This is a genomic window from Mycobacterium sp. IS-1742 (assembly GCF_001500125.1).
GTDB lineage: Bacteria > Actinomycetota > Actinomycetes > Mycobacteriales > Mycobacteriaceae > Mycobacterium.
This window is the reverse complement of the sequence record NZ_LQIV01000022.1, coordinates 1-23,879: the sequence shown is the minus strand read 5'-3', so window position 1 is coordinate 23,879 and position 23,879 is coordinate 1. Positions and strand designations below refer to the sequence as shown.

23 protein-coding genes and 1 riboswitch are annotated in these 23,879 nt (G+C 69.1%); of the genes, 12 read left to right on the top strand and 11 right to left on the bottom strand.

Annotation, left to right across the window (positions count from 1 at the left end):
* Positions 1 to 27 precede the first annotated feature (27 nt).
* The 3 genes from AU196_RS14265 to AU196_RS14255 all read left to right on the top strand — a co-directional run bounded on the left by AU196_RS14265 (position 28) and on the right by AU196_RS14255 (position 4,757).
* Positions 28 to 1,533 (top strand): M28 family metallopeptidase, encoded by a 1,506-nt coding sequence (locus AU196_RS14265; protein ID WP_059095732.1) that lies wholly within the window; start codon positions 28 to 30, stop codon positions 1,531 to 1,533.
* Complete coding sequence (locus AU196_RS14260; RefSeq protein ID WP_059095731.1) at positions 1,533 to 2,975, top strand: M20/M25/M40 family metallo-hydrolase; 1,443 nt, start codon at positions 1,533 to 1,535, stop codon at positions 2,973 to 2,975. The genes AU196_RS14265 and AU196_RS14260 overlap by 1 nt, the downstream gene beginning before the upstream one ends.
* Positions 2,976 to 3,464: 489 nt before the next feature.
* Complete coding sequence (locus tag AU196_RS14255; RefSeq protein WP_059095730.1) at positions 3,465 to 4,757, top strand: hypothetical protein; 1,293 nt, start codon at positions 3,465 to 3,467, stop codon at positions 4,755 to 4,757.
* Here AU196_RS14255 and AU196_RS14250 read toward each other — a convergent pair.
* The 3 genes from AU196_RS14250 to AU196_RS14240 are packed head-to-tail and all read right to left on the bottom strand — an operon-like array spanning position 4,754 to position 7,642.
* A complete protein-coding gene (locus AU196_RS14250; protein ID WP_059095729.1) occupies positions 4,754 to 6,040 on the bottom strand; it encodes a uracil-xanthine permease family protein in 1,287 nt (428 codons plus the stop codon). The two genes, AU196_RS14255 and AU196_RS14250, sit on opposite strands and share 4 nt — an antisense overlap.
* Positions 6,041 to 6,046: 6 nt before the next feature.
* Complete coding sequence (locus tag AU196_RS14245; protein WP_059095728.1) at positions 6,047 to 7,294, bottom strand: APC family permease; 1,248 nt, start codon at positions 7,292 to 7,294, stop codon at positions 6,047 to 6,049.
* 9 nt (positions 7,295 to 7,303) lie between these two features.
* Entirely contained in the window at positions 7,304 to 7,642 is a 339-nt protein-coding gene (locus AU196_RS14240) for a hypothetical protein (protein WP_059095727.1), read from the bottom strand.
* Positions 7,643 to 7,762: 120 nt separating this feature from the next.
* Here AU196_RS14240 and AU196_RS14235 point away from each other — a divergent pair, with 120 nt between their 5' ends.
* The gene (locus tag AU196_RS14235) at positions 7,763 to 9,010 is read left to right on the top strand and encodes a TetR/AcrR family transcriptional regulator (RefSeq protein WP_059095782.1); all 1,248 of its coding nucleotides are present in this window, start codon (positions 7,763 to 7,765) and stop codon (positions 9,008 to 9,010) included.
* Here AU196_RS14235 and AU196_RS14230 read toward each other — a convergent pair.
* The 5 genes from AU196_RS14230 to thiD all read right to left on the bottom strand — a co-directional run bounded on the left by AU196_RS14230 (position 8,977) and on the right by thiD (position 12,918).
* Positions 8,977 to 9,243: a DoxX-related protein gene (locus tag AU196_RS14230; RefSeq protein WP_059095726.1), complete on the bottom strand. Its 267-nt coding sequence runs from the start codon at positions 9,241 to 9,243 to the stop codon at positions 8,977 to 8,979. The two genes, AU196_RS14235 and AU196_RS14230, sit on opposite strands and share 34 nt — an antisense overlap.
* Positions 9,244 to 9,276: 33 nt before the next feature.
* The gene (locus tag AU196_RS14225) at positions 9,277 to 10,767 is read right to left on the bottom strand and encodes a flavin-containing monooxygenase (RefSeq protein ID WP_059095725.1); all 1,491 of its coding nucleotides are present in this window, start codon (positions 10,765 to 10,767) and stop codon (positions 9,277 to 9,279) included.
* A 46-nt stretch (positions 10,768 to 10,813) separates the two neighbouring features.
* Complete coding sequence (locus AU196_RS14220) at positions 10,814 to 11,437, bottom strand: septum formation family protein (RefSeq protein WP_059095724.1); 624 nt, start codon at positions 11,435 to 11,437, stop codon at positions 10,814 to 10,816.
* Between the two features lie 10 nt (positions 11,438 to 11,447).
* Positions 11,448 to 12,083, bottom strand: a complete 636-nt coding sequence (locus AU196_RS14215; protein WP_059095723.1) for an alpha/beta hydrolase family protein — start codon at positions 12,081 to 12,083, stop codon at positions 11,448 to 11,450.
* Positions 12,070 to 12,918, bottom strand: coding sequence for a bifunctional hydroxymethylpyrimidine kinase/phosphomethylpyrimidine kinase (gene thiD, locus AU196_RS14210; protein WP_059095722.1), 849 nt, complete (start codon positions 12,916 to 12,918; stop codon positions 12,070 to 12,072). Before thiD ends, AU196_RS14215 begins: the two co-directional genes overlap by 14 nt.
* A riboswitch (TPP riboswitch) is annotated at positions 12,908 to 13,017 on the bottom strand. (Overlaps the previous gene by 11 nt.)
* Before the next feature lie 80 nt (positions 13,018 to 13,097).
* On the opposite strand from thiD, the gene AU196_RS14205 reads away from it, so the two are divergent.
* Positions 13,098 to 14,798 (top strand): MFS transporter, encoded by a 1,701-nt coding sequence (locus AU196_RS14205; RefSeq protein ID WP_157546322.1) that lies wholly within the window; start codon positions 13,098 to 13,100, stop codon positions 14,796 to 14,798.
* Between the two features lie 44 nt (positions 14,799 to 14,842).
* Positions 14,843 to 17,587 carry a helix-turn-helix transcriptional regulator gene (locus tag AU196_RS14200; protein WP_059095720.1) on the top strand — a complete coding sequence of 915 codons (2,745 nt, stop codon included), beginning with the start codon at positions 14,843 to 14,845 and terminating at the stop codon, positions 17,585 to 17,587.
* On the opposite strand, the gene AU196_RS14195 is transcribed toward AU196_RS14200, so the two are convergent.
* The 3 genes from AU196_RS14195 to AU196_RS14185 are packed head-to-tail and all read right to left on the bottom strand — an operon-like array spanning position 17,577 to position 19,884.
* Complete coding sequence (locus AU196_RS14195) at positions 17,577 to 18,380, bottom strand: exodeoxyribonuclease III (RefSeq protein ID WP_059095719.1); 804 nt, start codon at positions 18,378 to 18,380, stop codon at positions 17,577 to 17,579. The two genes, AU196_RS14200 and AU196_RS14195, sit on opposite strands and share 11 nt — an antisense overlap.
* Before the next feature lie 3 nt (positions 18,381 to 18,383).
* A complete protein-coding gene (locus AU196_RS14190) occupies positions 18,384 to 19,286 on the bottom strand; it encodes an N-acetylglutamate synthase, CG3035 family (protein ID WP_059095718.1) in 903 nt (300 codons plus the stop codon).
* A 4-nt stretch (positions 19,287 to 19,290) separates the two neighbouring features.
* Positions 19,291 to 19,884, bottom strand: coding sequence for a peptide deformylase (locus AU196_RS14185; protein WP_059095717.1), 594 nt, complete (start codon positions 19,882 to 19,884; stop codon positions 19,291 to 19,293).
* A 136-nt stretch (positions 19,885 to 20,020) separates the two neighbouring features.
* Here AU196_RS14185 and napA point away from each other — a divergent pair, with 136 nt between their 5' ends.
* Genes napA through AU196_RS14155 form a run of 6 tightly spaced genes read left to right on the top strand, consistent with a single transcriptional unit; the run spans position 20,021 to position 23,724 of the window.
* Complete coding sequence (gene napA / locus AU196_RS14180) at positions 20,021 to 20,329, top strand: nucleoid-associated protein NapA (RefSeq protein ID WP_011557996.1); 309 nt, start codon at positions 20,021 to 20,023, stop codon at positions 20,327 to 20,329.
* A 50-nt stretch (positions 20,330 to 20,379) separates the two neighbouring features.
* Positions 20,380 to 20,832, top strand: a complete 453-nt coding sequence (locus AU196_RS14175) for a LytR C-terminal domain-containing protein (RefSeq protein WP_059095781.1) — start codon at positions 20,380 to 20,382, stop codon at positions 20,830 to 20,832.
* Positions 20,833 to 20,842: 10 nt separating this feature from the next.
* Positions 20,843 to 21,568: a superoxide dismutase[Cu-Zn] gene (sodC, locus tag AU196_RS26135; RefSeq protein ID WP_059095780.1), complete on the top strand. Its 726-nt coding sequence runs from the start codon at positions 20,843 to 20,845 to the stop codon at positions 21,566 to 21,568.
* Positions 21,546 to 22,676 (top strand): glutamate--cysteine ligase, encoded by a 1,131-nt coding sequence (locus tag AU196_RS14165; protein ID WP_059095779.1) that lies wholly within the window; start codon positions 21,546 to 21,548, stop codon positions 22,674 to 22,676. Before sodC ends, AU196_RS14165 begins: the two co-directional genes overlap by 23 nt.
* A gap of 9 nt (positions 22,677 to 22,685) precedes the next feature.
* On the top strand, positions 22,686 to 23,093 hold the full coding sequence (locus AU196_RS14160; RefSeq protein WP_231737573.1) for a hypothetical protein: 408 nt from the start codon (positions 22,686 to 22,688) through the stop codon (positions 23,091 to 23,093).
* A gap of 4 nt (positions 23,094 to 23,097) precedes the next feature.
* Positions 23,098 to 23,724: an LON peptidase substrate-binding domain-containing protein gene (locus AU196_RS14155; protein WP_059095716.1), complete on the top strand. Its 627-nt coding sequence runs from the start codon at positions 23,098 to 23,100 to the stop codon at positions 23,722 to 23,724.
* Positions 23,725 to 23,879 lie beyond the last annotated feature (155 nt).

The following is a 23,879-nucleotide window of genomic DNA, read 5'->3' as shown; positions in this document are numbered from 1 at the left end:
ACAGTCGCAGCCGCTAACGTGGATGCAATGGTGCGCGAGATTCTGGCGGTGCTGTCGATAGCAGCCGTCGCCGCAGGCTTGACCGGGTGTGGTGACGACAAGGAAGCGGCCCCCGCCCCGTCGCCGTCCACTCAGGAGACTGCACCCGAGGCCAAGGAGTTCGGCACCGCGCTGCAGGAGAAGGTGACCGTCGACGCGATGATGGGCCACCTCACCGAACTGCAGGAGATCGCCGACGCGCACGGAGGCAACCGAGCGCTCGGCACACCGGGCTACGACGCGAGTATCGACTATGTGGCCAATGCCCTGCGCGACAAGGGTTTCGATGTGCAAACCCCCGACTTCGAGGTGCGGCTGCCCTTCGCAGAGGAGCCGCAGCTGACCGTCGGCGGCCGGACCATCGAGGCCAAACCGTTGGAGTACACCGTCGGCACCGCCCCGCAGGGCGTCGAAGGCCCGCTGGTGGCCGCCCGCATCGAAGATTCGCCCGGGTGCACCGCCTCGGACTACGACGGGCTGCCCGTGCAGGGGGCGATCGTTCTCGTCGACCGCGGCGAATGCCCGTTCGGGGTCAAACAGACCATCGCCGCCGAACGCGGCGCAGTGGCGCTGGTGGTGGTCAACAACGTCGATGGTGATGTGGTCAACGGCACCCTCGGCGACGACACCGACGTCAAGATCCCCGCGGTCAGCGTGACCAAGGCGATCGGCGGGGAGTTACGCGACGCCCCTGGGGAGACCACGCTGCGGCTGAAGGCCGGTGTGCGCGCGGAGCGCACTCGGAACGTCATCGCGCAGACCAAGACCGGATCCACCTCCGATGTGGTGATGGTGGGCGCCCACCTCGACAGCGTCCCCGAAGGTCCGGGCATCAACGACAACGGCTCCGGGGTCGCCGCCGTCCTCGAGACGGCGCTGCAGCTGGGTGTCGAACCCGACCTGCGCAACGCGGTGCGCTTCGGCTTCTGGGGCGCCGAGGAGCAGGGCCTGCTCGGATCCCGTGACTACGTCGAGTCGCTCGACGAGGAACAGCTCAAGGACATCTCGCTCTACCTCAACTTCGACATGCTCGGCTCACCCAACCCGGGCTACTTCACCTACGACGGCGATCAATCCGCACCCCCGAACCCCGAGGCGGGCTCACCGCGCGTGCCGGAAGGGTCGGCGGGTATCGAACGCACCATGACGCAGTACCTCGACGACGCCGGTAAACCGGCCGAGGACACCAGCTTCGACGGCCGCTCCGACTACGACGGCTTCACCCTCGCCGGCATCCCGGCCGGTGGCTTGTTCTCCGGCGCCGAGGAGGAGAAGACACCGGAGCAGGCGCAGCGGTGGGGCGGAGAAGCCAACCAACCCTTCGATCCGAACTACCACAAGAAGGGCGACGATCTCGCGCACATCGACCGCACCGCGATGGAGATCAACGGTGGCGGCGTCGCGTACGCGGTCGGGCTGTACGCCCAGGATCAGCGCGGCCGCAACGGTATTCCGATCCGCGACGACCGCACCCGCCATCCCGTCAGCTCCTGATGCGCATCGGCTGGGTTGTCACCGCTGCGGCGGCGGCGCTGGCGATGGCCTGCTCGTCACCCGCTCCGCCGCCGGTCGTCTCGCCCGAAGAGTTGGCGGGCGAGATCACCGTGGACGCGCTCTACACCCACCTCGAGGCGCTGCAGGACATCGCCGAACGCCACGGCGGCAACCGCGCGCAGGGTACGGCGGGGTTCGACGCCAGCGTCGACTATGTGGCCGATATGTTGCGCGACAAGGGGTTTGAGGTACAGACCCCGGAGTTCGACCGCTACGGCGGCACTCGTGGTGGAGCACCGAAACTGACCGTCAACGGCCGCGGACATCCGGTGGAGAAGGCGTCGCTGCTGGTGGACACCGGCCCCGGCGGACTCGACGCCCTCACCTTGCGCCCGAGCAAGCCGGCCGGTTGCAGCGCCGGCGACTACGGCAGGGTCGACGTCCGTCGCGCGATCGCAGTGGTCGACGACACGGGGTGCTCGGTGGTGGTCAAACAGAACGTGGCCGTCGCCAAGGGAGCAGTGGGCGTGCTCGTGGCCACTGGCCGCGCCGGCGGCGGGAGCCCACCTGGCCTGTTCACGCCCGGGTACTACCGGGAACTCACCATTCCGGTCGGAATCATCAACGCGGACACCGACGCTGCGCTGCGCCGCACGTCGGCGCCGGTGCGATTGCGTCTGGACGGCCAGCCGGTGATGGCGAAATCGCGGAACGTGCTCGCGCAGACGAAGACCGGCGACACCCGCAATGTCGTGATCGCCGGCGCACACCTCGACAGTGTCGCGAGCGGACCGGGCATCAACGACAACGCCACCGGCGTGGCCGCGGTCCTGGAGACCGCCCTGCAACTGGGAAGTTCACCCCAGGTCGTCAACGCAGTCCGGTTCGCGTTCTGGGGTTCGGAGGAGATCGGCCTCGAGGGATCCCGGGCCTATCTGCGCGGCCTCGACGAAGAGCAGCTCGACGACATCGCGCTGTACCTCAACGTCGACATGGTCGGCTCACCCAACGCCGGGTACTTCACCTACGACGGCGACCAGTCCGCCGCCACGACGCCGGTGCCCGTGCCGGAGGGCTCGGCGGGCATCGAACGGCTACTCGCCGGATACCTCAACCAGGTGGGTGTGCGGCCCGCCGACATGGCGTTGAGCGGCCAGACCGACTACCACCCGTTCATGGCCGCGGGAGTGCCGTTCGGCGGTACGACAACGGGTGCGGCACAACAGAAGACCCCGGTTCAGGCCCGGCTCTGGGGCGGCCGGGCCGACGTTGCGTTCGACCCGAACTACCACACCCCCCGGGACACGATCCACAACGTCGACCGCCGCGCGCTGGGGCTCATGGCCCCGGCGGTGGCCTTCGCGGTGGGCACGTACGCGCAGTCGACCGACGGCGTCAACGGCGTCCCCCCGCGTGACCGACGCGCCCGGAAGACGCGGTAGGCGCCACCGAAACCGTTGTTTACACGAGCGCCGTTTGCGACAGCGAACTGGACAACAGAGCGGATTTGTCGACCGGTCGTTGCTGCGATCGACCCGGTCGACTTTCCGCGGCTTAGCCGGATTCCCGGCCTGTGAGCCAGTTCATAACGGACCGGCAAAGGTGGTCCACGACATAGATCGGCTCGATGTGGACGGAAAACCGGCGCGAGGAGCCCGCGGCCCGGCCGCTCAGCGAACTTTATGAAGCCGGCCCGTCCATCATGGGCGCGGTTTGCGCGACCCGCCAATAGTTGTACTTGCAATCAGTTAGCTGAAGGTCAGTCGCGCCGGGCGACAGGCGGAGTTCAGCAACCTTCGTTATCTGGATACTCGTCTGTGTCACCTCAGGCGCGGCGACAAGAATCGCTGTGATCTGCGAATTTCCTCTTGCATTTAACTTACTCTCGGGTAGGTTTCTGGTCCGGGTGGGGACGAGCAAAGGAGAAATGAATGCAGGCCGCGGTTCGCTCTTACATGTCGGCGGGGGTTGCCCTCGCCGGTGCCGGCGCCATCGCCTTCAGCCCGGTGGTGCCGATTCCGGACGTCGAGTTGCCCGCGATCGCGTCCTCGGCGGTCGAGCTCAACGCGCTCGTCAACCCGATCGAGGTGTTCGCGCCGATCTTCGAGAAGGCGTTCGAGGACACCGGCGCGCTCGGTCAGCGAGTGTTCGCGAATCCGGCACCGATCCTGGAGCAGATCCTGGCCAACCAGGTCGCCAGCGCCCAGACGCTCGGTGAGATCGCCGGGGTGTTCGGGGAGTCGATCCAGACCGCGCTCGTGGAGGCCCCGGGACGGCTCGAGACCGCGTTCGAGCAGTTCGCTGCCGGTGAGATCACCCTGGGGATGAACACCCTGTTCGATCTCGCACTGTCGCCGGTCATCGGGCCGCTGCTCGACAGCATCTTCTTCGGTGACGGCGTCCTCCAGGACTTGGTGGGCGTCCTCCAACAGCCGTTCGTCAGCGCACAGAACGTGATCGGTCTCCTCGCCGACCAGGAGTTCCTGCTGAACATCGGGCTCCTGCCGCTGCAGACCGCGTACGCGCTCAACACGGCCATCGGCGGAGCGGCGGAAGCGCTCCTCGCCGCTGCCGAGGCGGGCGACCCCGAGGAGTTCATCAACGCGATCACCACCGGCAGCGCGAATGTCACCGCGGCGGTGCTGGACCGACTGCTCAACCCGGGCACCCCGCCGTACAACTACGACCAGGGCCTCGTCGCCGCGCTACTGAGCGCCCGCGACATGATCGCGCGCGCCATCGGCGCGTCCGCGCCGACTGCAGCGCGGGCGGCGACAGTGAGCTCCGAGGCGACCGAGACGGTCACGACCACGGTCACGTTGGACGTGGTGCCTGCGTCCGACACCGTTGAGGCTGCGAAAACCGATGCCGAAGCCGATGTCTCGGCGCCGAGCCCCACCGCCGACGTGCCGGCGGCCGCCGAGTCCGCCACGGTGGACGAGGTGGTGGTCGTCGAGGGTGGCGACGATGAACTGGCCGCGGAAACCGAGCCCGTTGTCACCAAGAAGACCGATCCGCTCAAGGAGCTTCGCAAGGGCGTCGAAGGCGCCGTCAACGACGTCCGCAACGGGTTCAAACACGCCGCGGCGACCCTCACCGGCAAGGTGAGCAAGCCCGCGAAGTCCGAAACCTCCTCCGACAGCGGCTCGGCCTCCGACAGCGGCTCAGCCTCCGAGGGCGGCTCGACGTCCGAGGGTGACTCGGCGTCGGCTGACGCCGGCTAGATCCGCTCCGCGGGCTCGGCGGATCTGCTCGTCCGCAGGCCCAGCAGGCGCATCCCGTGATAGACGAGGAGTGCGGCGATGGACCCGAGTGCGATGCCGGTGAACGTGAGTTCGCCTGCCTGCCAGGTGAAGTCGGCGATACCGATGATGAGCGGGATCGCCGCGGTCATCTGGTTGATCGGCAGTGAGAAGTCGACGTGGTTGGTCAGCCAGATACGTACACCCAGGATGCCCACCAGCCCGTAGAGCACCACCGTGGCACCGCCGAGCACCCCGGCCGGGGTCGCCGAGATCGCCGCGCCGATCTTGGGGCACAGCGACAGCGCGATCGCGACCACCGCGGCCACCCAGTACGCCGCCGTCGAATACACGCGGGTGGCGGCCATGACGCCGATGTTCTCCGCATACGTGGTGGTCGCCGATCCGCCGCCGCAGCCGGCCAGCGTGGTCGCCACCCCGTCGGCGGCCAGCGCCCGCCCGATCAGCGGGTCCATGTCGGTCTTCGTCATCTGCCCAACGGATTTGACGTGCCCGATGTTCTCGGCGATCAGCGCGACCACCGCGGGCAGGAACATCGGCAGCACGGCGAGTGAGAAGGACGGTGCCTCGAAGTCGGGCAATCCCAGCCAGGGCGCCGCCGCGATCGCGGAGGTGTCGACCTCACCGAGCGCCAGCGCGAGCAGATAGCCGATCGCCACCGCGAGGAAGATCGCCAACCGGCCGATCATGCCTCGGAAGAAGGCCAGAGTGGCCACCAGCAGGACCAGCGTGACGGTGGCCACCACCGGACCCGCCTCGTAATTGTTCTTCGCGGCGGGGGCGAGGTTGAAGCCGATCAGCGCCACGATCGCGCCGGTCACCACCGGGGGGAGGGTGACGTCGAGCCAGCGGGTGCCGACCAGGTGGACGACGCCGCCGATCGCGATGAGCACCAGGCCGAGTGCGACGATGCCGCCGAGTGCGCTACCGGTGCCCTCGGCCGCGACGGCCGCGGTGACGGGGGCGATCACCGAGAAGCTCGAACCCAGATAGCTGGGCAGCCGGTTCCCGGTGATGATCAGGAACAGGATGGTGCCGACGCCCGAGAACAACAGGGTGGTGGCGGGCGGGAATCCGGTCAGCACCGGCACCAGGAACGTCGCGCCGAACATCGCCACGACGTGCTGTGCGCCCAGGCCGATGGTGCGGGCCCAGCTCAGGCGTTCGTCCGGTGCGACGACGAAGTCGGCGTCCGAGCGGGCTTCGACGGGCTTCCACGACCACCTGGTCTTGGCTGAGATCACGGTTGCCTATCTTGCACCGTCGCCGGTGCTCCGCGCGCGCCGTACCGAGTAGGCCAGCGCGCCCACCGCGAGCACCGCCGCCCCGACGATCACCGATGTCCACGGCAGCGCGAACGCCAGCAGCAGGCAGCCGGCCAGCCCCACGGCCGGCACCACCCGGTGGCCGAGCGTCCACGCCGACGCGTTGGCGATCGCGTAGTACATCAGCACCGCGAACGACGAGAAACCGATCGCCTCCCGCAGATCCACCGTCGCGGCCAGGACGGCGACCACGACACCCACCGCGACCTCCGCTCGGTGCGGCGTGCCGAAGCGGGCGTGCACGGCGGCCAGTCCGGACGGCAGATGCCGGTCGCGCGCCATCGCCAGCGTCGTGCGGGAGACGCCGAGGATCAACGCGAGCAGCGAGCCCAGCGCGGCGACGGCGGCGCCGACACTCACGACCGGAACCCACGCCGAGAACCCCGCGGCGCGGACGGCGTCGGCCAGCGGGGCCGTCGACGTGGCGAGGGCGGAACTGCCCAATTGCGCCAGCACCGCCACCGCCACGACCGCGTAGACCGCGAGCGTGATGCCCAGCGCGATCGGGATGGCCCGCGGGATCGTCCGCGCCGGGTCGCGTACCTCCTCGCCGAGTGTCGCGATGCGGGCGTATCCGGCGAACGCGAAGAACAACAGCCCGGCCGACTGCAGCACACCACTCACCGTGACGTCCGCCCCGATATCCAGCCGCCCGCTCACGGGTCCGCCGAAACCGAGGACGAGCACCGCCACACTCGCGAGCACGGCCAGCACAGCCGCCACGATCACCCGTGTGAGCAGCGCCGACTTCTTTATCCCGGCGTAGTTGACCGCGGTGAGCGCGACCACCGAGGCGACGGCGATCAGACGCGCGTGGTCGGGCCACACATAGACGCCGACGGTCAGCGCCATCGCCGCGCACGAGGCGGTCTTGCCCACGACGAAACCCCAGCCCGCCAGGTAACCCCAGAACCGTCCCAACCGCTCCCGGCCGTAGACGTAGGTGCCACCGGACTCCGGGTAGCGCGCGGCGAGGCGCGCCGAGGAGGTGGCGTTGCAGTACGCGACGACCGCCGCCATGCCCAGGCCGACCAGCAGGCCGCTACCTGCAGCAGCCGCCGCGGGCCCGAAAGCGGTGAATACCCCGGCGCCGACCATCGCGCCGAGACCGACGACGATCGCGTCGTTGAGGCCGAGGCGGCGCGACAGCGTGGGGCCGCCGGGTGCGTTCACACCGCGATGCTAGGGAGTTTCCCGGTCGGTGACGAGTTCATCCTCGTCGTGGTGAACGACGGTCACCGTGAGCAACACTGCGAGCAGGGCGACGACTCCGATCGCGATCAGCGGAATGGTCCACAGCCGGCGGGTCAGCAGGGCGGTCTGGCAGGAGGCGACGAAGTCGGTGCCGTCGACGGCGGCGTTCTCGGCCTGGGTCAGGTTGGCGATGAATCCGCTCCCGCACTCGACCTGCCAACCCCACTGGTCATAGCCGTCGATCAGAACCGGGAAGCGCAGCGCGAACAGGCCGATCGCCACCAAAATCGCGCCGCCGATGGCGACGCACCACGCCCGTGCCGACACGATTACCCCCTCCGAGACCTCCCGCTATGTTAACGTCCATTCTCAGTCGGCGTCGATACCGAACGAGAATCTCCTCCGTCCCCGGGGGTTGGGCCGACGTGCGGCGTTAGTGTGTTCGGCATGGCGCCCACCCCGCCCGGCCGCGGTGACGGTGTTCGGCGCCGTCCCAAGGACCGCAAAGCCCAGATCGCCCGGGCCTCCGCCGAGGCCTTCAGTTCGCTGGGCTACCACGGGGTCAGCATGGATGCGATCGCCTCCCGCGTCGGGATCTCGGCGGCCGCGCTGTACCGCCACTACACCGGCAAATACGAACTGTTCCGCGACGCGGTCCTGGCGCTGGGCCAACAGCTGGTGGACGCGACCGCGTTCGTCGACGACGAGTTCGGTGGTGACGCCACCTGCGATCCGCGGCAGACCCTGGCCCACCTGGCCACCGCGGTGTGCGACACGGCGCTGGCCAACCGGGAGTCCGGCGGGCTGTACCGCTGGGAAGCGCGTTTCCTGCGCGGTGACGATCAGGCGACCCTCGATTCGCAGATCCGCACCGTGCACCGCAGGTTCCAACAACCGCTGCGCGCGCTCCGCCCGGAACTCGACTCCCGGCAGCGGTGGACCTTGTCGACGGCGATGATCAGCGTGCTCGGCAGCATCGTGGACCACCGGGCCAAGTTGCCCGCCGGCCAGATCCGGCCGCTGCTCGCCGAACTCGTGCTGGCTCTCGTCCCCGCCGAATTCCCAACGCTGTCCGACGCGCCCGAACCCGTCGTGGCCACCGCAGCCGGGCACCGGTCGAAATACGAAGCGCTGCTGGTGGAATCGATGCGGTTGTTCAACCAGAAGGGCTATCGCGACACCTCCATGGAGGACATCGCCGCCGCGGTGAGCATGCCCGCCTCGGGGATCTACCGGTACTTCTCCGGGAAGAGCGACATTCTGGCCGGAGCCTTCCGCCGGTCGGCCGATCGATGGTCGGCGGAGATGTCGGTCATCCTCGACACCACCGCCGACCGCGAGGAGGCGCTGGCCAAGCTCATCGACGGCCACGTGGCCAGGTCGTTCAGTGAGCCCGAACTGGATTACGTGTACTACACCGAACGCCTCAACATGTCACCGGCCGATCAGCAGATCCTGCGCAACCTCCAACGCTCGACGGTCGAGACGTGGGCCGACCTGGTGGTGACGCTGCGCCCGGAATGGACTGCGGGACAAGCACGTTTCGCGGTCTACGCGGCGTTGGCGGTCACCATCGACCTGGGCCGGCTGGTGCACTACCGCAACTCGCCCTACGCGCGGGCGCTCGTCGCGGGGCTGATGGACCTGACCTTGCTCGGCGGCTACCGCTTGCGAACGGTGTTGCCCGCCAAGTAGGCCACGTATCCGAGCAGACCGGCGAGGCCGAGCTTGCGGGTCCTGCGGCCGGCCAGCGCCAGACCGACCGCCGTCTCGATGCTGCCGTTGGTGTAGATGTGGCGGCGCGTGTTCTGCGGGAACGCCGCCACGGTGATGGGCTCGAACACCTGCGGACGGGCGAAATGGGCCAGGCCCATGCCGGCGATGGCCAGGCCGGTCAGCTTGGCGGCGCGCTTGTCCTTCTGCGGCACGAATGGTCCTCTCTCACACACTCTGACGATCGCTCAGGCGATCTGGTAGTCGCTCAACGGAAACTCGGACGCCTCCCTGATGGCGTCGCGGGTCGACATCGGGCGCAGCAGCGACGGTTCGCCGCTCGGGTTGAAATAGTAGGACCGCGACGAGGCACAGTTTCCGAGCGTCCACAGCGAACTGCCGAGCGCCTCGGTCATCCGCTCGAGATAGTGGGTGTTGGCTTCCTCGGTGACCTCGAACGTCGTCGCGCCGCGGCGGTGCACCTCGGTGAACAGCCGGTCCATCAGCCGCATCTGATACTCCATGGTGTTGAAGAAGTTCAGACCGAGGAATGCGTACGGGCTGGCCAGGCTGAGCAGGTTCGGGAAGTACGGCATCGACACCCCCTGGTACGCCTGGAATCGCGTCTCCCGCCACCACTTCCCGAGATTGCGGCCACCCCGGCCGATGATCTCGATCGCCGGGAAGTTGGCCTCCCACAGGTCGAATCCGGTGGCCAGCACCAGCGTGTCGATGACGGTCTTCGTCCCGTCGGCGTTGACGATGCCGTCGGCCTCGACGCGTTCGATCCCGTCGGCCTGAAGATGCACGTGGGGTTTGGTGAACGTGCGGAAGTAACTGTTGGAGAACGTCGGTCGCTTGCAGCCGATGTCGTAGTCGGGGGTGAGCTTGCGGCGCAGTTCCTTGTCGCGGATCGCGATGAACTGGTTCATCTTGCACAGGTCCATCGCCGACATGTTGAGGCGCCGGAACAGCGGCACCTTGTAGTGCACCACGCCGATGGTGATCATCAGCTCGTAGATCGTGTCGGTGACGGCCCGGACCATGCGCTGCAGCACCGGGACGCGGGCGAAGAGTCGCTTGGTGCGTTCGGAGAAGCGCACGTCGACCTTGGGCGCCACCCAGATCGGCGTGCGCTGGTAGACGGTCAGGTCGCCCGCGGTCTTGGCCAGCTCGGGGATCAGCTGTACCGCGGTGGCGCCGGTGCCGATGATCCCGATCCGGCGGCCGGCCGGGTCAAAGCTGTCGTCCCAGTCCGTGGTGTGGATGACCCGGCCCTCGAACGACGTGATGCCGGGGATGTCCGGCATGCGCGGCTGGGAGAGGAAGCCGGTCGCGGTGATGAGGTAACGGGTGCTCAGCGTCTGCCCGTCGGCGAGCGCGACGCGCCAGAGTTTCGCCTCCTCGTCCCACCGCGCGCCCTCGACGGCGGTGTTGAAGCGGATGTGGCGACGGACGTCGTACTTGTCGGCCACGTCGTCGGCGTACTGCTTGATCTCGGCGCCGGTGGAGAACAGCCGCGACCACTTCGGGTTCGGCTCGAAGAAATAGCTGTAGGTGGTGGTGGGGACGTCGACGGCCAGGCCCGGGTAGTGGTTGACGTACCAGGTGCCCCCGAGGTCGTCCTCGCGGTCGAGGATGACGAAGTTCGCGTAGCCCATCCGTTTGAGCTGGATCGCGGCGCCGATTCCGGCGAACCCGGCACCCACGATGACCGCGTCATACTGCTGCGAAGTCATGAGTAGACGGTACCCCAGGTATCAGCGTGGCCCCGTCGCGCCGGCGTCAGCGCTTGAGTGATCCCGCGCGCGGCGGATTCAGGGTTGCGACGCAGGTCACCGCACGGTCGCCGTCGGACCAGGTCTCGTCGGTGGGGAAGAGCACGAACAACTGCACGGTGTCGTCGGTGACCGCCGCCGGTGAGTAACTCGCCAGCTCGGGGGCGCACCGGTTCGCGTACTCCACCAGGGCGTCCTGGCCGGGGAAGGCGCCGTCGGGCATCTCGAGCACCGCGAACACCTCGCCGACGTGGGGTTCGGCGCAGTCGACGGTCTTGAGGGTCCGGACCTGGCTGCCGTCGGGGATCTCGGACAGGCAGTCGCCCAGCTTCACCTGCGTTGCTGTGACTGTTCCCTCACGGAGCACCAGGACGACGAAGAGCACCACCGCGATCGCGATGACGACCACCGTCAGCGCCACCAGGCCCAGGATCAGCCACAGCCTGTTCTTCTTGGGCGGTGCCGGTGGCGGTCCGGCCTGCGGCATCCCGGCATAGGGCTGCGGCGGGGGAGGAGGGAAGTACGGCTGACCGTAGGCGGGTTGACCGTAGGCGGGCGGACCGAAGGGCTGCTCACCGTAGGGTTGCTGACCGTACGGGGGCTGCCCGGGCGGGCCCGGCGGCGTGGTCATGTGTTCGACCCTAACCGGTCGCCAGCAGTCGCAGCGCGGCGTCGACCGCCAGTCGCGGCACGTCGAGCGCCTTGGACCCCAGGTCGTGCCGCGCGCCGGTGATCTCGACGAGCTCGGTCGGGCCGCCGACGAGCGCCGTCGCCGCGGCCAGTTCGTCGATGCTCCCGAACGGATCGGCGGTGCCGTGGACGAACACCGCCGGCACCCCGATGCGGGGCAGGTGTTCGGTGCGCGACCGCTCCGGCTTACCGGGCGGATGCAGCGGGTAGGAGGACAGCATCAGCAGATCGACGGCCACCCCGTCGTCATCCGGCGAGCCGGCGACCGCCATCGACGTCATCCGGCCCCCGTAGGAGTGGCCGCCGGCGATCACCGGGCCGTCCGACAGTTCGCGGACCGCGCTGACCGCATCGGCCACCCCCGCCCGGTCGGCGGCGGCCGACCCCGACGGCGGGCCCTTCGGCCGACGCCTGCGGTAGGGCAGGTCGTAGCGCACGGCCAGCCAGCCCCGTCCGGCCCACTCGTCGCAGTACCGGACCAACAACGGGGAGTCCCGGTTGCCGCCGGCGCCGTGGGTCAGCAGCACCGCCCCGCACGGTGTGCCCTCCGGGTGGTGGGCGATGCCGGCGATGTCATCGAGGTTCATCGGCGCCCAGCCTGAACAGCGCGGAGACCGGACCGTGGCCGTGGCCCAACGGGTATGCGGCGCGCAGGCATTCGGTCACCCACGCCTTGGCGAACGCGACCGCGTCCGGGACGGAGTACCCGTGCGCCAACGCCGACGCCGTGGCGGCCGCCAGGCTGTCGCCCGCGCCGTGGTCGTGGCCGGTGTCGATGCGCTCGGCGTCGAACTCATGGAACTCGGTGCCGTCGAAGAGCAGGTCGGGGCTGTGCGCCGAGGAGCGCAGATGGCCACCCTTGACCAGCGCCCACTGCGGACCGAGCGCGTGCAGGGCCCGTGCGGCGTCCCGCTGGGACGCGGGGTCGACCACGTCGATGCCGGTGATCAGCCGCACCTCGTCGAGGTTGGGCGTGACCAGCGTGGCGATCGGGAACAGGTCGGTCCGCAACGCGTCGAGCGCCGACGGGTGCAGGAGCGGATCGCCGTGCATCGACGCGCACACCGGGTCGACGATCAGCGGGGCCGGTTGCAGACGGCGCCAGGTGTCGGCGACGGCGGAGATGATCTCGGAGGAGGCCAGCATCCCGGTCTTGGCGGCCTGGACGCCGATGTCCTCGACCACCGCCTCGATCTGCCCGGTGATGATGTCGACCGGGATCTCGTGAAAACCTTTGACGCCCAACGAGTTCTGGATGGTGACGGCGACCACCGCGACGCACCCGTGTACGCCCAGCATGGCAAAGGTCCGCGAGTCGGCCTGGATCCCGGCGCCGCCGCCGGAGTCGGTGCCCGCGATGGTGAGCACCCGCGCCGGGGTCTGGCCGGGCGGCGGCAGGGGGAGGTATGTCGTGTCGGTCATCAGAACTCCCTACGCCGGCATTACCCGGTCAGGTTCGTACGGTCGACAACCCCAGTTGTCCTCTCAGCACGCTCGGTGCGCGCTCCCGCGTGGTCTCGTGCGCTCTCAACCTAGCGCAGACCCCGGAGTGGGTGAACGGATTGCCGCCGATTATTTGTATAGCTAATATATGTGTTCTGATGACCACCGAGCTCACCGGCCGCCGCCGGATCACCACCGATCGTGACCACCCCCGCTACAAGTGGGTGGTGCTCTCCAACACCACGCTGGGGATGCTCCTGGCGACGGTGAACTCCTCGATCGTGCTGATCTCGCTGCCCGCGATCTTCCGCGGCATCGGCCTGAACCCCCTGCAGCCGGCCAACGTCACCTACCTGCTGTGGCTGCTGATGGGCTACATGGTGGTCACCGCGGTGCTCGTGGTGCTGTTCGGCCGCCTGGGCGACATGTTCGGCCGCGTCCGCATCTACAACCTCGGCTTCGTCGTCTTCACGCTCTGCGCGGTCGCGTTGTCCTTCCAACCGTTCGACCTCGACGCCGGCGCGTGGTGGCTGATCGGGTGGCGGGTGGTCCAGGGTGTCGGCGGTGCGATGCTGATCGCCTCCTCGGCGGCCATCCTCACCGATGCGTTCCCCGCCCACCAGCGCGGTATGGCGCTGGGCGTCAACATGGTTGCCGCGGTTGCCGGCTCGTTCCTCGGACTGGTCATCGGCGGCGCACTGTCCGAGTGGCACTGGCAGGCCATCTTCTGGGTGGGCGTGCCGATCGGCGTCCTCGGCACGGTCTGGGCGATGAAATCGCTGCGCGAAGTGGGGGAGCGCAGCCCCGGACGCCTCGACTGGGCGGGCGCGTCGACGCTCGGTGTCGGGTTGACGGTGCTGCTCACCGGCATCACCTACAGCATCCAGCCGTACGGCGGCTCACCCACCGGGTGGGGTAACCCGTGGGTGCTCGCCGCCATCGCCTTCGGAGTGCTGGCGCTGGTGGCGTTCTGCGTCATCGAGTTGCGGGTCGCCCAGCCACTGGTGGACATCCGGCTGTTCCGCATCACCGCGTTCGGCATGGGCAACCTGGCGGGGCTGATGTCGTCGGTCGGCCGCGGCGGGCTGCAGTTCATGCTGATCATCTGGCTACAGGGCATCTGGCTGCCCCTGCGCGGCTACGACTTCGAGGTCACCCCGCTGTGGGCGGCGATCTACATGCTGCCGCTGACCTTCGGATTCCTGGTGGCCGGACCGGTGTCGGGATGGCTGTCCGACCGCTACGGCGCAAGGCCGTTCGCCGTCGGCGGCATGCTGCTGATGTGTGTCACCTTCGTGGCGCTGGTGATGATCCCCGTCGACTTCGACTACTGGATCTTCGCGACGCTGATCTTCCTCAACGGCGTCGGCGGCGGCGTGTTCACCTCCCCGAACTCGGCGTCGATCATGTCCAGCGTGCCGCCGACCGCACGGGGTGCCGCCTCCGGTGTGCGGGCCACGTTCTTCAACGCCGGCGGATCCCTGTCGATCGGCGTCTTCTTCTCGCTGATGATCGTCGGCCTGGCCAGCACGCTGCCCGGGGCCATGAGCACCGGACTGCAGGCGCAGGGCGTCTCGGCCGCAGTCGCCGACGAGGTCGCAGGCACGCCGCCCGTGGGCAGCCTGTTCGCGGCGTTCCTGGGCTACAACCCGATCGGCGAACTGCTGGAACCGTCACATGCGCTGCAGCAGCCCGGCGTCAACGCCGAGGTGCTGACCGGTCAGACGTTCTTCCCGCACCTGATCATCGAACCCTTCCACACCGGTCTGGTGGTGGTGTTCGGCGCCGCCGCGGTGATGATGCTGATCGGTGCGGTCGCGTCGCTGTTCAACGAGGGGCGCTACGCCGAGCAACCATGACGATCCGGCGCGCAGCGCCCCCGATCGGCTGCGAAGATACGTGAGTGCCCCTGCAGCTCATCAGCCGCGATGCGGAGTTGAGCGCCGTCGACAGCCTGCTCGCCGCAGTGCCGACGGGTACCTCGGTGCTGGTGCTCGAGGGCGACGCCGGGATCGGTAAGAGCACCGTGTGGCGGGCCGGCATCGAACGCGCCCGCGCCCGCGGCTTCCAAGTGCTCTCGGCGCACCCGGTGGCCAGCGAGTCGGCGGCGGCGTACTCGTCGCTGGCCGAACTGCTCACCGAGGTCGACGCGGCCGTGCTCGACCACCTGCCCGCACCGCAGCGACTCGCGATCGACCGGGTCCTGTCGCACGCCGACGACACCGGCCCCGGCACCGATCAGCGCGCCGTCGCCGCCGCCGTGCGGTCGGTGGTCGAACGGCTGGCCCAGGCCAGCCCCGTCCTGGTCGCGGTCGACGACATGCAGTGGCTCGACCCGCCGACCGCCGTCGTGCTCGCGTCGGTGGCCCGGCGGTGCACGGGCGCCATCGGCTTCCTCGTCACCGTGCGCGCCGGCGACGGCGACGGCACCGACCTGATGCTGGAACCGTCGCGTCCGGAGCGTCTGCACCGGGCCCAGGTCCACCCCATGTCGGTCGGGGGCCTGCACGCCATGATCAACCACCAGCTCGGCCAGTCGCTGACCCGCCCCAAGATGGACTGGGTGTACGAGGTGTCGGCCGGAAACCCTTTCTACGCACTCGAATTGGCTCGCGCGCTGAACCGCGACGCCGCCGACGCCGGGCCGCCGCTGCCCGCCACGCTGGCCGAGTTGGTGCGGACACGGATCGCCGGGCTGCCCGACCACACCCGGGAAGTGCTGTTGGCGACCGCGTGCATCGCGTCGCCCACCGTGGATCTGGTGGCGCGCGCCGTGGGTGAGAACGTCGAGTGGACCGTCGCCGCGCTGGAGGAGGCCGAACGACACGGGATCGTCGAGATCAACGGGTACAAGGTGACCTTCAGCCATCCACTGCTGGCCCGCGGGGTGTATGTCGAGGCGTCGACGGACGAACGACGGTGGATGCACGGCCGGCTGGCCGACATCGTCGACAACCCGGAGTCGCGGGCCCGCCACCGAGCCCTCGCGGGCGACGGCGCCGACGAGAAGACGGTCAAGGCGCTCGACGAGGCGGCCGAATCGGCACACCAGCGGGGTGCGCCCGCGGCGGCCGCGGAACTGCTCGACATGGCCCGCGCCCGCGGCGGTGACACCCCAGAACGTGCCCTGCGCGCCGCTGCGTGCCACTTCGAGGCGGGCGACACCGTGCGTGCGCGGGAGCTGTTGGAGTACAGCATCTCCGAGATGGACCCAGGTGAACTGCGGGCCACGGCGTTGCACCTGCTGGGCCTCGTGCGGTTGTGGGACAACAGCTCTGCCGAAGCCGGGACGCTGCTGGAGCGGGCCCTCGCCGAGCCGGGTGTCAGCCCCGACCGGCGGGTGCAGATGCTCGTGATGCTGTCGTTCATGGAATTCAACGCCGGACGCGTGGACCGGGCGGTGCAGCGCGCCGAAGAAGCGGTGGCCCAGGCCTCGACACTGCAGCGGGCCGATCTGTTGAGTCAGGCCCGGCCCATGCGGGCGCTGTTGCGTTTCCTGATCGGCGACGGACTCGACGAGGCGGAACTGGCGGGGGTGTTCGACTTCGACGAACCCGAGGACATGCCGCTGGCGGCGCGGCCCAGGACGTTGCACGCACTGCTCATGCTGTGGACCGACCGGCTCGACGAGGCGGCCGAACAGTTCACCGCGATCGCACAGCACAGCATCGACCGCGGTGACGAGAGCGAACGGTCGTTCCTCGACTTCCATCTCGGCCAGGTCCACATCTGGCGGGCCGATCTGCGCGCGGCCGAGCGGGTGGCCGAGGACAGCGTCGAGCGGGCCCTGCAGTCACATGGTGATCTGCCGCTGTTCATCGCGCTGATCGTGCGAGTCATGGTCAGCGCCCACCTCGGCCGCGAGGAACAGACCCGCCGTTTCGCCGAGCAGGCGTTCGCCGTCGGGGAGCGCTGCCAGTCGAGCCGGCTGGGCGTGTGGGTGGTGACCAGCCTCGGACTTCTCGAGGTGTCACTCGGGAACCACGAGGCCGCGGTGGAGGTGCTGGGCCCGGCGGTCGAGGGGTGGTCGGCGATGCCCGCGTCCACCGAACTGATCACGGCGCCGTTCCTGCCGGACACCGCGGAGGCGCTCGTCGGCGTCGGCATCTTCGACGACGCCGAACGCCTCGTCGAAGCGTTGGAGGACAACGGAACCCGCCTCGACCGGCCGTGGATGCTGGCTGTCGGCGCGCGGTGCCGGGCGGTGCTGCTCGCGGCGCGCGGTGACCTCACCGGCGCCATCACCGCGGGCGAGCGCGCGTTGAAGGAACACGAGCGGTTGTCGATGCCGCTCGAACTGGCCCGCACCCAGCTCGTGGTGGGTCGGCTGCAGCACCGGCGGCGTCAGTATGACAGCGCCACCGCCACCGTCTCGACCGCTCTCGCGGCGTTCGACCGGATCGGTGCGGAGCTGTGGGCTCGGCAGGCCCGCGCCGAACTGGCCGGGCTCACCGGGCGGCAGACCGCGGCAGGCCTCGCCGATTCCGAGCGACGCTTCGCCGACCTCGCCGCGCAGGGGATGACGAACCGCGAGATCGCCGCCGCGCTGTTCGTGAGCGAGAAGACGGTGGAGGCCAACCTCTCGCGCGTCTACCGCAGACTCGGCATCCGTTCGCGCAGCGAACTCGCCCGGGTGCTCAACGCCTGATGTCCACCAGCACCGGGGCGTGATCGCTGGCGCCCTTGCCCTTGCGCTCCTCGCGCACGATCTCGGCGTGGGTGACCCGGTCGGCGAAGGCCGGCGATCCGAGGATGAAGTCGATGCGCATACCGCGCCGCTTCTGGAACGCCAGACGGGTGTAGTCCCAGTAGGTGAAGACGCCGGGCCCGGGTGTGAACGGCCGCACCACGTCGGCGTACCCCGCGTCGACGATCGCGGTGAAGGCGTCCCGCTCGGGCGGTGTGACGTGGGTGCTGTCCTGGTAGGCCTCGACGCTCCACACGTCGTCGTCGGTGGGGGCGATGTTCCAGTCGCCGACCATCGCGATCGGCAGCGCTGGGTCGGCCTTCAGCCAGCCGTGAGCGGTATCACACAGTGCGGCAAGCCATTCCAACTTGTAGGCGTAGTGCGGTGAGCCGACGAACCGGCCGTTGGGCACGTAGAGGCTCCACACCCGCACGCCCCCGCACGTCGCCCCGAGCGCCCTGGCCTCGGCAGCGGCCTCGACGTCGGGCTTGCCACCCCAGGTCGGTTGGCCGTCGAATCCGACCTGCACGTCGTCGATGCCCACCCGCGACGCGATCGCGACACCGTTCCACTGGTTGAACCCGCAGTGCACGACGTCGTAGCCGAGTGCGGCGAACGGCATGGTGGGGAATTGTTCGTCGTTGCACTTCGTCTCCTGCATGGCGAGCACGTCCACGTCCGCCCGCTCCAGCCAGTCGGTGACCCGGTCCACCCGGGCGCGGATCGAGTTGACGTTCCAGGTGGCCAGCCGCATGCGCTACAGCTTAGAAGCGTCGACGTAGCGCTCCCGGTGCTGTGCCGTGAACCCCATCGACTCGTAGAGCGCGATGGCGCCGGCATTGTCGGAGAGCACCTGCACGTAGGCGTGGCTCGCGCCGTTGCGCACCCCCCACTGCAGCAGCTCGGCGCACAGGGTGCGGGCATGGCCGCGACGGCGCCGGTCCTCGGCGACGCGCACGGCGGAGAGCCCCACCCAGCGGGTGCCGTCGTGCGCGGGGGTGACCGCCGCCCGGCCCACCGCGGCGTCGTCGATGCGGCCGAACCCGACCTGCCCGTCCACCACCGCCGTCAACACCTCGGCGGGCACGTCGCGCTCGTAGACGGCCAGCCACGCGGCATCGGGTCGCGAGGCGACCGTGATGGTCGGCGCCGTCACGTCGTGCAGGGTGCGCACCATCACGATGCTCTCCAGGTGGATGTCGGCCTCGGTGAGATCCCGCGGTAACCGCACCAACCGGTCGGGCACCGCCAGCCAGGGGGTGAGGCCGCGCTCGGCGTACCAGTCCCTGATCGCCGGGACGGTCGCCGCGTGGGCGTTGATGTCAAGAGGGACAGCGGAATTGCCGCGGTGGGTGTGGCCGTCGGAGGCGCGCAACAGCCAGCCGTCCACCCACACCCGCTGCAGACCCGGCCATGCCAACGCGGCCGCGTGCTCGACGGCGCGGATCTGCGACGCCTTGACGGGGGTGTCGGTCAGCACCCGCACGCTGACCACGTCCGTCGGGGAGATCTCCACGCAGTCACCGGCTTTCGTGCGGACGCGGACCACCGGCTCGCGGTCGAGCAGGTGGCCGACGACGTCGTTGAGCGGCGGGACCGAGCCGGGGGCAAGCCGGTAGCGCAGGCTCACCCGGGTGCCGGGGCGGGGCAGCTCGGGCACGGGGTCAGTGGCCGAACGGGTCGGGATCCTCGCCCGGCATCCAGCTCAGCCCGGGCACCCCCCAGCCGTTGCCCTTGACCGCGCGCTTGGCCGCGCGGGCGTGCCTGCCGACGAGGCGGTCGAGGTAGAGAAAGCCGTCGAGGTGGCCGGTCTCGTGCTGCAGCATTCGCGCGAACAGTCCGGTGCCCTCGATGGTGACGGGGGCACCGTCGGCGTCCAGACCCGTCACCCGGGCCCAGTCGGCGCGGCCGGTGGGGAACTGCTCACCGGGCACCGAGAGGCAGCCCTCTTCGTCGTCGTCGGGATCGGGCATGGTCTCGGGGACCTCGGACGTCTCCAGCACCGGGTTGACCACGACGCCGCGCCGCCGGCTCCCGCGACCGCGCGAATCGGGGCAGTCGTAGACGAACACCCGCTTGGAGACGCCGATCTGGTTGGCGGCCAAGCCGACACCGTTGGCGGCGTCCATCGTCTGGTAGAGGTCGCGGATGAGGTCGGTCACATCGGCGGGAAGGGAACCGTCCTCGCCGACGGGAATCGGGGTGGTCTCGGTGCGCAGGACGGGATCTCCCACGATGCGGATCGGAACGACTGCCACGTCGTGCAGCTTAGGGGAGCAGCTTCAGTGAGCCGACTCGCCCGCATCGGTGACGCCGCAACTCCTGTCGCCGTGATTGAATGAGCGCCGAACCACATGGATGTCATTTCGAATGTCGGAGGGTCCGAGGAGCAATATGGACGGCGCCATGGCGCAGACTGAGCAATCCGGCGACGACTCTGATCTGCCTGCAGGACTGACCAGGCGCGAATTCGACATTCTGGCGTTCGAGCGCCAGTGGTGGAAATACGCGGGCAGCAAAGAAGACGCCATCAAAGAACTGTTCTCGATGTCGGCCACCCGCTACTACCAGGTGCTCAACGCGCTCGTCGACCGGCCGGAGGCGCTGGCGGCGGATCCGATGTTGGTCAAACGCCTGCGTCGGCTGCGGGCGAGCCGGCAGAAGGCGCGGGCCGCGCGCCGGTTGGGCTTCGAGGTCACCTGATACCGCGCGTCGTGCGGGGCGAGGCCGCCCGCTAGCTACAGTGGGGCGTGATGAACCAGCGAGAATCCTCCGGACTGCCTTTGCGCGCCATCGTCATGGTGCTGCTCTTTCTCGGCATCGTCTTCCTGTTGGTGGGATTGCAGGCACTGGGATCCGATGACTCGTCGGCCGACGAGGCGACCGTCGCCACCACCACGACCGTCACCCCGTCGCCCGAACCCGCCAGGGAGGCCGGTGCCCGTCCCGAGGTCCGGGTCTTCAACATCTCCGATGTGGCAGGCGCCGCGGAGGGCGTGGCGACCCGGTTGCGGGACGAGGGCTGGAACGTCACCGAGACCGGGAACCTGACGCTCGAGGGCGTCACCGGGACGACCGTCTACTTCGGCGAGGGCGAGCAGGAGGCCGCCGACGAGGTGGGCCGACTGCTCGAGGCGCCGGTCGAGCCGCGGGTCCCCGAGCTGACCGAACAACCACCAGGCGTGATCGTGGCGGTCACCGGTTAGGCTCGTGACCATGCTCAAGCCCGGTCTGAAATCCGCCGCCGTCGCCGCCCTGTTCGCCGTTCCCGCGCTCGCGCTGAGCGCGTGCAGTCCCAATGAACCGGTGTCCAGTGAGCCGGGCACCACGCCGCCGGTGTGGACCGGTTCGCCGTCGCCGTCGGCGGAGCCGGGCGGACAAGAGGGGGGCGGTGGCGGTTCGGAAGGCCAGGCCGAGGGCGGCCAGAAGCTGACCGCGGACCTGCGCAGCCCCGACGGCACCACCGTCGCGAAGGCCGAGTTCGACTTCAGCGGCGGCTTCGCCACGGTGACCGTCCAGACCGTCGCCGCCGGTCAGCTGGAGCCGGGTTTCCACGGGATGCATGTCCATCAGGTCGGCAAGTGCGAGCCCAACTCGGTGGCTCCCAGCGGCGGCGCGCCTGGCAACTTCAACTCCGCGGGTGGGCACTTCCAGACCGAGGGCAAGACCGGGCACCCGGCCAGCGGCGACCTCACCTCGTTGCAGGTGCGCGAGGACGGTTCGGCGGAGGTCATGACCACCACCGACGCGTTCACCGCCGAGGACCTCACTTCCGGTGAGGGAACCGCGATCATCATCCATGAGAAGTCCGATAACTTCGCCAACATCCCGCCGGAGCGCTACAACCAGGTCAACGGAACCCCGGGACCGGATCAGGCGACCATGGCCACCGGTGACGCCGGTGGGCGGGTGGCGTGCGGTGTTATCCGTCCCGCCGAATAGCCGGATCGACTTCGCCGGGTCACCCCGGCCCACCGTGGGCGTGGAGTGGGAGTTCGCGCTCGTCGACGCCCACACCCGCGATCTGAGCAACGAGGCGGCCACCGTCATCGCCGAGATCGGCGAGACCCCGCACGTGCACAAGGAGTTGCTGCGCAACACCGTCGAGGTCGTTACCGGGATTTGCGAGAACACCGGTGAGGCGATGGAGGATCTGCGCAACACCCTGCAGACCGTCCGGCGGATCGTGCGCGACCGCGGCATGGAGTTGTTCTGCGCAGGCACGCACCCGTTCGCCGACTGGTCGAGGCAGCAGCTGACCGATGCACCGCGCTACGCCGAGTTGATCAAGCGCACGCAGTGGTGGGGCAGGCAGATGCTGATCTGGGGTGTGCACGTGCACGTCGGGATCTCGTCGGCGCACAAGGTCATGCCGATCATCTCCTCGTTGCTGAACCAGTACCCGCACCTGCTGGCCCTGTCGGCGTCGTCGCCGTACTGGGACGGCGCGGACACCGGATACGCCAGCAACCGGGCGATGATGTTCCAGCAGTTGCCGACCGCAGGCCTACCGTTCCAGTTCCAGTCGTGGCCGGAGTTCGAACGGTTCGTCCACGACCAGAAGAAGACCGGCATCATCGACCACATGAACGAGATCCGGTGGGACATCCGGCCCTCGCCCCACCTGGGGACCGTGGAGATCCGCGTCTTCGACGGGGTGTCCAACATCGCCGAGCTCGGATCGCTCGTGGCGCTGACGCACTGCCTCGTCGTCGACCTCGACCGTCGGCTGGACGCGGGCGAGCAGTTGCCGGTCATGCCGCCGTGGCATGTGCAGGAGAACAAGTGGCGCGCCGCGCGGTACGGGCTGGACGCGGAGATCATCCTCGACGCGGAGAGCAACGAGCGGTTGGTCACCGAGGATCTCGACGATCTGCTGACTCATCTGGAGCCGGTGGCGCGATCGCTGGGCTGTGCCGATGAACTCGCCGGGGTGGCCGACATCTACCGCGACGGCGCCAGTTATCAGCGGCAGCGCCGCGTGGCCGAAGAACACGACGGCGATCTGCGTGCGGTCGTTGACGCCCTGGTTGCCGAACTGGAGCTATAGGCTGGTCCGATGACGGCGCGGCGATGGGTGCTGACGGTGTGCGTGGTCGGCGCGCTCACCGCCGCCGGCTGCAGCACCGTCACGACCGGGACGCCGATGGCCGATCCCGACCAGACCGGGCTGAGCACCCCGACGACGAGCACGTCACCGACCACCAGGGCCCGGGTGCCCGACCCGACGTCGCGTGCGCCGCGGCCGCCCGGTGCGCCGGGGACCGGCTTGGTCGACACCGCCTGCGGCGACTTCGTCGGGATGGACCCGCAGACGCAGCGCCAGGTGATCGAGGCGATCGGCGAGCAGAACGAACTCGTCGCGCTCAACCCGGAACTGTGGATCACGATGGCCAGCGCGATGTGCACATTCGCCGATCCGGCGACGCTCGTCAAGGACGCGGTCGTCGGGGGCGGCTTCAACTGAGCCGATGACCGTGACGCCGATGTTCCCGCTCGAGGTGGCGATGCTGCCCGGTGAGGAACTGCCCCTGCGGATCTTCGAGCCGCGGTATGTCGCACTGGTGCAGGACTGCCTCGCGATGACCGATCCCGCGTTCGGTGTGGTGCTGATCGAGGCGGGACGCGAGGTCGGTGGGGGTGATCGCCGCAGCAACGTGGGGTCGCTGGCCCGCATCGTGGAATACGCCGATCTGGGTGTGTCGCAGTTCCGGCTCAAATGCCTGATGGGCGAACGGATCCGGGTGACCCGGTGGCTGGACGACGCGCCGTATCCGCGGGCCGACATCGAGATGTGGGATGACGAAGTGGGTTCGATCGACTCCGCGGCGGTGTTCGACGTCGAGGACCGCATCGTCGCTCTGTACGAACGCGTCGCCGCCGCAAGGGGTTCGGAGTTCGCCGGCCGCTCGGCTGTGCTCGGGCCCGAGGAGTCCGACGTCGTGAAGCGCCTGTACGGCTTGGCGGCCCGCGTGCCGATGGGGCAGGCCGACAGGTATGCGGTGCTGTCGGCGCCCTCGGTGTCGGCGCGGTTGACCGCGTTGAGTGAGGCCGTCGACACGGTCACGGCGATGGTGGAGTTCCAGCTCTCCGAGTGATACCGCGTCAGAACGGTGGTGGTTTGGTGCGTTCGGCGACGAGGTCGTCGTTGAGGCGGCGTTCGGTTTGGATGCGGCGGGCGCGGTCTTGGGCGCGGGTGCGGCGGCGTCTGGGCATCTTCAATCCGCGGTCGGTGCGGGGCGCACCTTCCTTG

Coding starts and splice junctions, on each gene's coding strand:
- AU196_RS14235 (WP_059095782.1), top strand. CDS start 7,763: ATGGCGCCCACCCCGCCCGGCCGCGGTGACGGTGTTCGGCGCCGTCCC.
- AU196_RS14155 (WP_059095716.1), top strand. CDS start 23,098: ATGACCGTGACGCCGATGTTCCCGCTCGAGGTGGCGATGCTGCCCGGT.
- AU196_RS14175 (WP_059095781.1), top strand. CDS start 20,380: ATGAACCAGCGAGAATCCTCCGGACTGCCTTTGCGCGCCATCGTCATG.
- AU196_RS14260 (WP_059095731.1), top strand. CDS start 1,533: ATGCGCATCGGCTGGGTTGTCACCGCTGCGGCGGCGGCGCTGGCGATG.
- AU196_RS14215 (WP_059095723.1), bottom strand. CDS start 12,083: ATGAACCTCGATGACATCGCCGGCATCGCCCACCACCCGGAGGGCACA.
- thiD (WP_059095722.1), bottom strand. CDS start 12,918: ATGACCGACACGACATACCTCCCCCTGCCGCCGCCCGGCCAGACCCCG.
- sodC (WP_059095780.1), top strand. CDS start 20,843: ATGCTCAAGCCCGGTCTGAAATCCGCCGCCGTCGCCGCCCTGTTCGCC.
- AU196_RS14205 (WP_157546322.1), top strand. CDS start 13,098: ATGACCACCGAGCTCACCGGCCGCCGCCGGATCACCACCGATCGTGAC.
- AU196_RS14265 (WP_059095732.1), top strand. CDS start 28: ATGGTGCGCGAGATTCTGGCGGTGCTGTCGATAGCAGCCGTCGCCGCA.
- AU196_RS14225 (WP_059095725.1), bottom strand. CDS start 10,767: ATGACTTCGCAGCAGTATGACGCGGTCATCGTGGGTGCCGGGTTCGCC.
- AU196_RS14255 (WP_059095730.1), top strand. CDS start 3,465: ATGCAGGCCGCGGTTCGCTCTTACATGTCGGCGGGGGTTGCCCTCGCC.
- napA (WP_011557996.1), top strand. CDS start 20,021: ATGGACGGCGCCATGGCGCAGACTGAGCAATCCGGCGACGACTCTGAT.
- AU196_RS14195 (WP_059095719.1), bottom strand. CDS start 18,380: ATGCGGCTGGCCACCTGGAACGTCAACTCGATCCGCGCCCGGGTGGAC.
- AU196_RS14160 (WP_231737573.1), top strand. CDS start 22,686: ATGACGGCGCGGCGATGGGTGCTGACGGTGTGCGTGGTCGGCGCGCTC.
- AU196_RS14220 (WP_059095724.1), bottom strand. CDS start 11,437: ATGACCACGCCGCCGGGCCCGCCCGGGCAGCCCCCGTACGGTCAGCAA.